11 protein-coding genes and 1 pseudogene are annotated in these 9,615 nt (G+C 63.3%); 5 read left to right on the top strand and 7 right to left on the bottom strand.

Annotated elements, in window-relative coordinates; translation table 11 throughout:
- Window positions 1-430 (bottom strand): metalloregulator ArsR/SmtB family transcription factor (locus tag EN884_RS13700; RefSeq protein WP_164895004.1); only part of this gene is annotated, 430 nt, incomplete at its 3' end.
- Window positions 431-552: 122 nt separating this feature from the next.
- On the opposite strand from EN884_RS13700, the gene tsaA reads away from it, so the two are divergent.
- Window positions 553-1,092, top strand: a complete 540-nt coding sequence (gene tsaA, locus EN884_RS13695) for a tRNA (N6-threonylcarbamoyladenosine(37)-N6)-methyltransferase TrmO (protein ID WP_063168491.1) — start codon at window positions 553-555, stop codon at window positions 1,090-1,092.
- Window positions 1,089-1,403: a DUF2293 domain-containing protein gene (locus EN884_RS13690; RefSeq protein WP_013530931.1), complete on the top strand. Its 315-nt coding sequence runs from the start codon at window positions 1,089-1,091 to the stop codon at window positions 1,401-1,403. The genes tsaA and EN884_RS13690 overlap by 4 nt, the downstream gene beginning before the upstream one ends.
- Window positions 1,404-1,409: 6 nt before the next feature.
- Here EN884_RS13690 and EN884_RS13685 read toward each other — a convergent pair whose 3' ends face one another.
- Window positions 1,410-1,907, bottom strand: a complete 498-nt coding sequence (locus EN884_RS13685) for a hypothetical protein (RefSeq protein WP_063168492.1) — start codon at window positions 1,905-1,907, stop codon at window positions 1,410-1,412.
- A gap of 158 nt (window positions 1,908-2,065) precedes the next feature.
- Between EN884_RS13685 and EN884_RS13680 the strand changes: the two genes are divergently transcribed.
- On the top strand, window positions 2,066-3,031 hold the full coding sequence (locus tag EN884_RS13680) for a D-amino acid aminotransferase (RefSeq protein WP_063168493.1): 966 nt from the start codon (window positions 2,066-2,068) through the stop codon (window positions 3,029-3,031).
- A gap of 129 nt (window positions 3,032-3,160) precedes the next feature.
- Entirely contained in the window at window positions 3,161-4,000 is an 840-nt protein-coding gene (locus EN884_RS13675) for an SDR family oxidoreductase (RefSeq protein WP_063170269.1), read from the top strand.
- Window positions 4,001-4,047: 47 nt separating this feature from the next.
- Here EN884_RS13675 and EN884_RS13670 read toward each other — a convergent pair whose 3' ends face one another.
- Window positions 4,048-4,665, bottom strand: a complete 618-nt coding sequence (locus EN884_RS13670; protein ID WP_063168494.1) for an MOSC domain-containing protein — start codon at window positions 4,663-4,665, stop codon at window positions 4,048-4,050.
- Window positions 4,666-4,862: 197 nt separating this feature from the next.
- On the opposite strand from EN884_RS13670, the gene EN884_RS13665 reads away from it, so the two are divergent.
- The gene (locus EN884_RS13665; protein ID WP_063168495.1) at window positions 4,863-5,429 is read left to right on the top strand and encodes an isoprenylcysteine carboxylmethyltransferase family protein; all 567 of its coding nucleotides are present in this window, start codon (window positions 4,863-4,865) and stop codon (window positions 5,427-5,429) included.
- 10 nt (window positions 5,430-5,439) lie between these two features.
- Here EN884_RS13665 and EN884_RS13660 read toward each other — a convergent pair whose 3' ends face one another.
- From EN884_RS13660 to EN884_RS13645, 4 genes and pseudogenes are all read right to left on the bottom strand, one after another.
- The gene (locus EN884_RS13660) at window positions 5,440-6,561 is read right to left on the bottom strand and encodes a beta-ketoacyl-ACP synthase III (RefSeq protein ID WP_027160654.1); all 1,122 of its coding nucleotides are present in this window, start codon (window positions 6,559-6,561) and stop codon (window positions 5,440-5,442) included.
- A gap of 142 nt (window positions 6,562-6,703) precedes the next feature.
- On the bottom strand, window positions 6,704-7,471 hold the full coding sequence (gene tam / locus EN884_RS13655; protein ID WP_063168496.1) for a trans-aconitate 2-methyltransferase: 768 nt from the start codon (window positions 7,469-7,471) through the stop codon (window positions 6,704-6,706).
- A gap of 43 nt (window positions 7,472-7,514) precedes the next feature.
- Window positions 7,515-9,164 (bottom strand): energy-dependent translational throttle protein EttA, encoded by a 1,650-nt coding sequence (ettA, locus tag EN884_RS13650; protein WP_013530923.1) that lies wholly within the window; start codon window positions 9,162-9,164, stop codon window positions 7,515-7,517.
- Between the two features lie 164 nt (window positions 9,165-9,328).
- A pseudogene (locus tag EN884_RS13645) lies at window positions 9,329-9,615 on the bottom strand (ribonuclease); the annotation flags it as partial.

Raw genomic sequence — 9,615 nt, 5'->3', positions numbered from 1 at the left:
TTGCGGCTTCGACGGCGCGGTCCGGCACATGAAGCGAGCGGATATGGTCCCAGCTTGCCGCATTCACGGAAAAATACTCGACCGCCCGGTCCTGCCGCTTGCGCTTGACCGAGGCCAGGCGCTCAAGATCGCGCTCGACCTGCGGATCGGCGCCGCGAATGCCGGAAACCAGGCCCATGACGAAGTCACGCGCGGAATCCGCATCCGACAGGCGGAAGAAGGCCCAGGACCCTTCCTGGTAGCGGCCGATCAGCCCTGCCTCCAGAAGCAGCTTCAGGTGCCGCGAAACGCGCGGCTGCGACTGGCCGAGAATTTCGGTAAGATCGGAAACGGTGAGGTCACCGCGCGACAGAAGTGCCAGTATGCGCAATCGGCTGGATTCGGCCGCCGCCTTTAACGTATCCACCATAGTGTCGAGCGAGACATGCATCAGCGTATTCTCTTTGAAAAGATATAAACATATGTTTATGTCAGTTTTCGAAACCTTGCAAGCGCTATGTCGCTTCCGGACAAGAAAATGCCGCTTGTGTGGCGTTTTAAGAGACATGGGCCATGACTGGACCGCGTGAGATGTTCGAGGCCCGCGAAGGCGAGCAGAGGCTGGAAAACGATCCCGCACTGATGCCGCCGGATGACGGCATCGTCTTCATCGGCCGCATTGCCTCGCCGTGGACGACGCGCGAAACCTGCCCGAAGAACATGCGCGCCGCGCGCGAGACCGGGCAGAAGGCAGTGCTGACCATCGACGCGCCCTACCGAAATGGCTTACGGGGGCTGGAGCGCGCCAGCCACGTCATCATCCTGTCCTGGCTGCATCACGCGCCGCGGGACCTGATTGTGCAGAAACCACGCCATGCGGCCGAAGCAAAAGGCGTATTTTCGCTGCGCTCCCCTGCCCGCCCCAACCCAATCGGGCTGCATGTGGCCAGGCTCGTCGGGCTCGACCAAAACACCGGCCGCATCGATCTCGACGCCATCGACGTGCTCGACGGCACTCCGGTCATCGACATCAAACCTTATTTCGCCTCGACCGACGCCATTGCCGAGGCGACCATCGAAGGGCGCGACGAGCCCAACGGGGTTCGGCGATGACGGCGCCCACCGGTCGCCGCCGCGCCATCGCCAAGGCGCTGACAGCACTTCTGCCGCTGGCACCCTATGCCGACATGGAGAAGATCCGCGGCGACGCCGGCGCGGTCCACATGAAGACCTTGCCACCAGGCATCGCCGTATGGCTGGCGACGATTGCCCATATCCGCCACATGCACACAGATTACGAGAAACTGCTGAGCGAAGGTTACGACCGCGACTCGGCGCGTTTCTTCGTCATCGAGCAGACCAACGTCGTGCTCACTCGCTGGCGCGCGACGCGCCTGCTCGACGCGGATGACGAGGAGGAATGACCACGGCTACTTCCGCTTAAGCACTGCGACCGCATTATAGGGCTGACCATCGGCCTGGCCGATCCAGGTCCAGGACAGATTTCCCTTGAAAAACCTGACGGTGATGTTGCCGCCGTCGACGCATTTGTCCTGACCGTAGGTGATGCTCTCGTGGTATTCCGCCGAAATGCCGTCACTGGACGTCTGTGACAGCGATCCGCCGCAACCGAGTGACGGATAGTCGATCGACGCGCTGCCATCGTTGATGGTCATGGCGATCGGCCAGTCGGCCCCGGCGTCACCCGCCGGGCTTTGATGGCCGCTGCCGACCCAGGTGCCGCTCAGCGACGGCACCGCGCAAGGCAGGTTCTGGAAGATCGGTGTCAATTCGCTGCCGGTTTTCTCGCAGCGATAGGTCTGCCCGCCCTGGCACAATTCATCGCCTTCGCGCGCGCACTGGGCGCTGGCTTCGCCCGCAGCGGCGAACATCGTCATGGCTGCTATGACGGCCCCAAGCCTGCCCATCTTCCCCCTCCCGTTCAGAGCGCGCAATCTAAGGCAATTCCGATCCAATGTATCGACGAGATCGTCATCGAGGCCGAACAGCACCGGGCGGGTGGCTCTATGCCTTCTGCCCAGCGCCGATAGCCTACTGATCTTGCCTTGCGTGACAGGAAGCCCCAATGAGCCACACGGCGACGACACAGGACGAGAAGCAACTGCCCGTGGTTGGCGACCGCCATGTCGACCCGCATTCCTACCCCGACGGCATCGCCTTTCTCGACGGCCAATACCTGCCGATGTCGCAGGCCAAGATCTCGGTGCTGGACTGGGGTTTTCTGCATTCCGACGCAACCTACGACACCGTGCATGTCTGGAACGGCCGCTTCTTCCGCCTCGATCTGCATCTCGACCGCTTCCTCGGCGGGCTGGAAAAGCTGCGCATGACCATTCCCTTCGACCGCGACGGCGTGACCGAAATCTTGCACAATTGCGTAGCGCTGTCCGGTCATCGCGCCGCCTATGTCGAAATGCTGTGCACGCGCGGCGCCTCTCCGACCTTCAGCCGCGACCCGCGCCAGGCGGTCAACCGCTTCATGGCCTTCGCCGTGCCGTTCGGCTCGGTCGCCAATGCCGAGCAGCTGCAGCGCGGCCTGCGCGTCGCCATCAGCGACAAGATGCGTATTCCGCCGGCCTCGATCGACCCGGCGATCAAGAATTACCACTGGCTCGATCTGGTGCGCGGCCTCTACGATGCCTATGACCGCGGTGCAGAGACCGCGTTGCTCCTCGACTTCAACGGCAATGTCGCCGAAGGCCCGGGCTTCAACGTCTTCTGCGTCAAGGACGGCAAACTGTCGACGCCGGCCACCGGCGTGCTGCCCGGCGTCACCCGCCGCACCGTCTTCGATCTCTGTGCAGAAGAAGGCCTTGCCGCCACGGCGACCGATCTCAGCGTCACCGCATTGCGCGAGGCCGACGAGGTATTCATCACCTCCACTGCGGGCGGCATCATGCCGGTGACGGAGATCGACGGCGCGGCGATCGCCAATGGCAAGGTCGGACCGATCACCAGCCGGCTGATGGCGCGCTACTGGCAAAAGCACGAGGACCCGGCCTGGTCGTCTCAGGTGAATTATCTCCGATAATTCAGGCGTCTTTGTCAAAAGATTCCCGTCGCCTCTGGAAAATCAGAGGATCGACCGTATATGCCCGAAAGCGGAGAAGCCTCCGCTTTCATCCAAAATCACGCCCGCAGGGGCAAGGACTCCAAGATCATGACAAACAAGGTTTGGTTCATCACCGGATCGTCGAAGGGCTTTGGCCGCGTCTGGGCCGAGGCTGCACTCGCCCGAGGCGACCGCGTCGCGGCAACCGCCCGCGATGCTGGCACCCTCGCCGATCTCGTCGAGAAATACGGCGACAGGATTGCCGCGATAAAGCTCGACGTCACCGACAAGAAAGCCGTCGATGCCGCTGTCGCCGAGGCGCACAAGCGTTTTGGCCGGCTCGACGTCGTCATCAACAATGCCGGCTACGGCCATTTCGGCGCCATCGAGGAGGTCAGCGAACAGGAAGCTCGCGACCAGATCGAAACCAATGTCTTCGGCGCTCTGTGGGTCACTCAGGCCGCACTGCCGATCATGCGGGCACAGCGTTCCGGCCACATCATCCAGATCTCGTCGATCGGCGGCGTCAATGCCTTTGCCTCGCTCGGCCTCTACCACGCCTCGAAATGGGCGCTGGAGGCCTTCAGCCAGTCGCTCAGCATCGAGGTCGCGGAATTCGGCATCCATGTGACGCTGGTCGAGCCGGGCGGTTTCTCCACCGACTGGGCCGGGCCGTCGGCCAAGGTATCCCAACCGATCGAGGCCTATGCGCCCGCCCGTGCCAAGATGGCCGAGCGCCGCGCCAATTCGGTCGCCGGCGATCCAGACGCCACCGGGCCGGCCATGCTGGCCATTGTCGACGCCGCCGAGCCGCCGCTGCGGGTATTCTTCGGCGATGGCGGCCTGCCGATGATCAAGCAGGAATACGCCAACCGCATTGCCACCTGGGAGAAGTGGGACGACGTTTCCATCATGGCGCAAGGCGTGAAGAAGAACCGCAAGGGCTGAAGTCCAGCGCTTTTGCTGCGCCGCTCCATGGGCGGCGTAGCCGGCCCTCAGGCTTGATAAATCCACTGCTCCGGCACGCGCAGCGATATCTCTTCGCCTGCCCTAACCGTGCCTGGCTTCTCTACCCAGGTGACAATGCCGCGCAGCCGCTTCGCCGCTTTCGGGAACAGCAGAGCGCCGGCTTCGACGTCGGCCATTCCGGCGTTCTCCGCGATCGACCGGCCGGCGATGCGGCACGGACCATTCTGCGCGTCGACCTTGACTGTCACGCCGCCCTTGAAGAACAGCAGCGTGCCGGCCGGCAGCATGGAGAGGTTCGGCACCCCTTCGATCACAAGATTGGCGCCGATCCACTCCGGCCTGATCTCGGCCAGGCGCATGCGCTCGGCGACGATGGCGAGTTCATCCGCTGCCACGATCGACAGCTGCCGTTCGTTGCGCATTTCAGTGCCGCGCGGATACCAGGGCTCGCGCCCGCCCGAGCGCCGTGTCGGCCCGGCATGGAAATCGCCTGAAATGCCGTCGAAACCCAGCCGCAATTCGTCCACCGGGCGCGTCTGAAAATGATCCGCCGGCGCCACGTAAAGCGCTGCCGCCCTGGCGGCAAGCTTTCGCGCGGCAATGATTTCAACCGGCTTTTCAGCCTCGGGGAAGAGATCCGGCATGGCGTTCTTTCTATTCGTCATCCAGCGAATTAGCCGGGCGCGCTTCGCGGCGTCCAGTCGAAAGTGCTGATCGTCCGATCAACAGCACCGATAGGATCGCGATCACGCTTTTCTTACCTGTCATCGATCTCGCACCGCATTGCCGGCGCGCGGTGCCGGTTTCATAGTGACGTCCAGACGGTTTGCGGAGGCTGATCATGCGACCTGTGACGGCAATCACGTTGCTTTGGTTGATCTGGGCAGGAAGCTGGGCCGTCGCCGCTTTGTGGTCCGACCCTGCCCAGAAGCGCGCCGGGTTCAAGGCGGAGGCCCGCTATCGGGGTCTCTGGATAGCCGGCGCGGTGCTGCTGTTCATTCCGGCGCACGGCTATGAAGGCCGGCTCAGGCTGTGGATGCCTGATCTCCCCGAAGCCTGGATCTGTGTCGCCCTGATCGCCATCGGCATCGCCTTTGCCTGGTGGGCGCGCCTGCATCTCGGCAGGCTGTGGTCGGGCACCATCACCGCCAAGGCCGGGCACCGTGTCGTCAACACCGGCCCGTATGGCCTTGTCCGGCATCCGATCTACACCGGATTGCTGCTGGCGATCCTCGCCACCATGGCAGCCAAGGGCACCATGTGGGGCATAGCCGGAACCGCGCTGCTCATCATCGGCATCGTGACGAAAGCCAGGCTGGAAGAAAATTTCCTGCGCGGCGAACTGGGCAGCGCCTATGACGACTATGCCGCGCGCGTTCCGATGCTGGTGCCGTTCGCACCAGCATGACGCGGCAGCCTCAAAGCATTCTCAGCAGCGCGCCGCCGATCGAATAGCCCGCGCCGAAGGCGCAGATCAGACCGAAATCGCCCGGCTTCATATCGGCGTGGTTCTCCGACAGCGCGACGATGGCCCCGGCGCCCGCCGTGTTGCCCAGCCGCTCCAGCACCATTGGCGCGCGGTCGTGATCGACCTCGTGGCCGAACGACAGCTTCAGGATCATCGCATTCATCCGCGCATTGGCCTGATGCAGCCAGAAGCGCCTGATCGCCTGCGGCGTCAGCCCGTGCTCGGCGAGGAATTCGACGATGAATTTCTGCCCGGCGACGGTGACTTCCTTGAACACCTTGTTGCCGACCTGCTTGATCAGGTTGCCTTCCAGATTGATCATGTAGGGATCATCCTGGGCGGTGCGGGTATGGTAGCCCAGATTGGTGCGGATGTTGTTCGACATCTGCGTCCAGATGCGCGTGTCGAGCACCTCGAAGCGCCCCGGCCGCTTGTCGCCCTTGGCCAGGCCTTCGACCACCATCGACACCGAAGCGTCGCCGAAAATGAAATGCGTCTGCCGGTCGCGGAAATTGAGATGGCCGGTGATGATCTCGGGCGTCGTCACCAGAATGCGCTTGTGCGCGCCCGACCGCACCAAATTGACGGCGATGTGCAAGGCCGCCGCCGCCGAAGAACAGCCGAGCCCCATGTCGAAGCCTGCGCCCTTCGTGCCCAGCGCCTCCTGCATTTCGATGGCGATCGCCGGATAGGGCCGCTGGTGATGCGAGGCCGAGCAGATCACCAGGTCTATATCCGACGGCTGTAGCCCCGCATGCTCGAGAGCCTTCTTCGCCGAGGCGATGCCGAACTCGGCTTCGAGCGACAGCGCATCGTCGGGCCGAGCCGGAATGCGCGGCGACATGCGGGTCGGGTCGAGAATGCCTTCGCGCTCGATGACATGACGGGTGCGCACGCCCGAAGCGTGGACGATGAAGTCGCTATCCGATTTCGCCAGCGGCGGCTCGTCGGTGCCCAGGCGGCGCGCATTCTCCGCGTCGACCCAGGCATTGAAGCTGGCCACCAGCTCTTCATTGGTGATTGTGGCTTCAGGGATTTCAACGCCGATGCCGCTGATGATGACGCGATGCATGTCCAGTCCGTCCCATCCGCAGGCGTTGCGGGCTTCATGTGGGCGCCGGAACGCTCCGGCGCAACAGTTTTCTCACCGCGGCGGTTTACGCCGGCTTAAACCAAAGGTTTAGGCCGGACTGGTCCTCGTGCAACATGGATAATCAGGCCCGCTTGGCAACGATGAAGATGCGTGGAAAGCGCAAAAGCACCTTGCCGCTAGCCGTTTTCGGATAGGCCTTGGCGATCTTGGCCGTGTAGCTTTCGAGGAACATCGCCCGTTCGTCGGAATCCAGCGGATCGAGGAACGGTTTCAGGCCCGTCGACTTCACCCATTCGACGATCGCCTGCGCGTCGGCAAGCGGGTGGTTGTAGATGGTATGCCAGATATCCAGCCGATCACTGAGCGGCGACAGGAGGTCATAGTAGGACGACACCGGCGGCAACGGCCCGCGTGCCGCGCCCTTGAGCTTTTCGGCAAACGGCAATTCGGCGGCGGTCTCGCGCATCAGGCGGTGGGAGTCCTCGCCCAGATTGTCGGGCATCTGGATGGCAAGCGCGCCGCCTGGCGCGAGGAAACCCATCAGCCGCTGGAAGACTGCGGGATGCTCGGGCAGCCACTGGAACACCGCATTGGCAAAAATCACGTCGACCGGCTCCGCCGGCTGCCATTTGGAGGCATCGGCCAGATCAAAGGTGACCTCGGGCAAGCGAGCCCGCGCCTTCTCGATCATGTCGGGCGAAGTGTCGAAGCCGCTCACCTCAGCATCCGGCCAGCGCTCGACAAGCAGTTCGGTCGAGTTGCCCGGCCCGCAGCCGATGTCGACGACCCGGCGTGGAAAGTCGACGGGCACCTGCGCCACAAGATCCCGCGCGGGCCGCGTGCGCTCGTCTTCGAATTTCAGATATTGGGCGGCGGACCAATCAGCCATTTGAGCTCCTCATGCCGGTTGAGATCGCCGCCCGGAACCCCCCCTACCGCGTCAGCCTCTTGTAGGTCATGCGGTGCGGGTTGACGGCATCCGGCCCGAGGCGGCGGATCTTGTCCTGCTCGTAATCCTCGAAATTGCCCTCGAACCATTCGACATGGCTGTCGCCCTCGAAGGCGAGGATGTGCGTCGCCAGGCGGTCGAGGAACATGCGATCGTGCGAGATGATGACCGCGCAGCCACCGAAATTTTCCAGCGCGTCTTCGAGTGCGGCCAGCGTTTCGGTATCGAGATCGTTGGTCGGTTCGTCGAGCAGCAGCACATTGCCGCCGGTCTTCAACATCTTGGCCAAATGCACGCGGTTGCGCTGGCCGCCGGAGAGGTTGCCGACCTTCTGCTGCTGGTCGCCGCCACGGAAGTTGAACGACGCGCAATAGGCGCGCGTGTTGGCCTCGAACTTGCCGAGCTTGACCACTTCTGCGCCGCCGGAAATCTCTTCCCACACCGTCTTCGACGGATCGAGAGCATCGCGGCTCTGGTCGACATAGCCGAGCTTCACCGTTTCGCCGACGCGCACAGAACCCGCATCCGGCTTTTCCTGGCCGGTGATCATGCGAAACAGTGTCGTCTTGCCGGCGCCGTTCGGGCCGATGACGCCGACGATGCCGCCGGGCGGCAGCTTGAATTCCAGGCCGTCGATGAGCAGCGTGTCACCAAAGCCCTTCGACAGGCCTTCCGCCTCGATCACGACATTGCCGAGCCGCTCGCCGTGCGGGATGACGATCTGCGTATCGCTCGGACGCCGCTTGTCGGCTGCATCCAAAAGGTCCTGGAACGCCTGGATACGCGCCTTGGACTTGGTCTGGCGGGCCTTCGGGCTCGACTGGATCCATTCGCGCTCGCGGCCGATGGCGCGCTGGCGGGCATCGTCCTCGCGGCCTTCCTGCTTGAGCCGCTTGGCCTTGGCTTCGAGGTATTTGGTGTAGTTGCCCTCATAGGGAATGCCGCGGCCGCGATCGAGTTCCAGGATCCAGCCGGTGACGTTGTCGAGGAAGTAGCGATCGTGGGTGATGATCATCACGGCGCCCGGATAGGCACGCAGATGCTTTTCCAGCCATGCCGTGGTTTCGGCGTCGAGATGGTTGGTCGGTTCGTCGAGCAGCAGAAGGTCGGGCTGGCGCAGCAAAAGCTGGCAAAGCGCGACGCGGCGGCGCTCGCCGCCCGAAAGCTTGGTGACTTCCGAATCCTTGGGCGGGCAGCCCAGCGCTTCCATCGCCATCTCGACCTGCTGTTCGAGGTCCCATAGGTTCAGCCGGTCCATCTCGTCCTGGAGCTTGGCCGACTCGTCGGCCGTCTCGTCGGAATAGTTCATCATCAATTCGTTGTAGCGCTCGATGATGGCGGTCTTGGCGGCGACGCCTTCCATGATGTTTTCGAACACGGTCTTGTCCGGATCGAGCGCCGGCTCCTGCGCCAGGTAGCCGACAGTGGCGCCTTCGGCGAGCCACGCTTCGCCGTTCCACTCCTTGTCGAGCCCAGCCATGATCTTGAGGATCGTCGACTTGCCCGAACCGTTGGGGCCGAGGATGCCGATCTTGGCGTCCGGATAGAAGGAGAGATGGACATTCTCGAGCACCTTCTTGGTGCCATAGGCCTTGTTGAGGCCGGCCATGTGATAGATGAACTGGCGTGCCACGCGCGCTTTCCCTGAAAAACCGACTGGATTTGTCGAATTGAATGGAGGTTGGCCGCTATGTAGGCGATGCGGCGGCGAACGGCAATCGCTTTTGCCAGATCAGGCCAATCACACGGACAAGCTTGGACCGCTGCTCGTGCAGTCTGGGCGCCGTTCAGCCGCCCTTACTGGAACCCGATAGCGTCGACGGTGCCGGTCGGGCAGCCTGCCTTGTTGGTCGGCACCGAAGCCAGCAGCAGGTCCTTGAGCGCGCTGTTTGGGCCGATCGGGCCGGCGAGGCCGAGCGTCAGTTCGCCGATCAGCCGCCTGCCGCTCGACGGATCGATGACGCAGGAAACGCGCACGCGGTCCCCTGCTCCCGCCCCGAAGGCAGTGTCGAAAGCGCCGCGGATCTGGTCGGCCGTTAGCTTGCCGCCGATGGTTTTGGCACAGAGATCGCGCACCGGCGAAC

Source organism: Mesorhizobium sp. M7A.F.Ca.AU.001.01.1.1, from assembly GCF_004022735.1.
GTDB classification, from domain to species: domain Bacteria; phylum Pseudomonadota; class Alphaproteobacteria; order Rhizobiales; family Rhizobiaceae; genus Mesorhizobium; species Mesorhizobium ciceri.
The sequence above is the reverse complement of the archived record's forward strand: the minus strand, read 5'-3'. Positions and strand labels throughout refer to the sequence as shown.

Coding starts and splice junctions, on each gene's coding strand:
- tsaA (WP_063168491.1), top strand. CDS start 553: ATGACTGGACCGCGTGAGATGTTCGAGGCCCGCGAAGGCGAGCAGAGG.
- EN884_RS13690 (WP_013530931.1), top strand. CDS start 1,089: ATGACGGCGCCCACCGGTCGCCGCCGCGCCATCGCCAAGGCGCTGACA.
- EN884_RS13685 (WP_063168492.1), bottom strand. CDS start 1,907: ATGGGCAGGCTTGGGGCCGTCATAGCAGCCATGACGATGTTCGCCGCT.
- EN884_RS13680 (WP_063168493.1), top strand. CDS start 2,066: ATGAGCCACACGGCGACGACACAGGACGAGAAGCAACTGCCCGTGGTT.
- EN884_RS13675 (WP_063170269.1), top strand. CDS start 3,161: ATGACAAACAAGGTTTGGTTCATCACCGGATCGTCGAAGGGCTTTGGC.
- EN884_RS13670 (WP_063168494.1), bottom strand. CDS start 4,665: ATGCCGGATCTCTTCCCCGAGGCTGAAAAGCCGGTTGAAATCATTGCC.
- EN884_RS13665 (WP_063168495.1), top strand. CDS start 4,863: ATGCGACCTGTGACGGCAATCACGTTGCTTTGGTTGATCTGGGCAGGA.
- EN884_RS13660 (WP_027160654.1), bottom strand. CDS start 6,561: ATGCATCGCGTCATCATCAGCGGCATCGGCGTTGAAATCCCTGAAGCC.
- tam (WP_063168496.1), bottom strand. CDS start 7,471: ATGGCTGATTGGTCCGCCGCCCAATATCTGAAATTCGAAGACGAGCGC.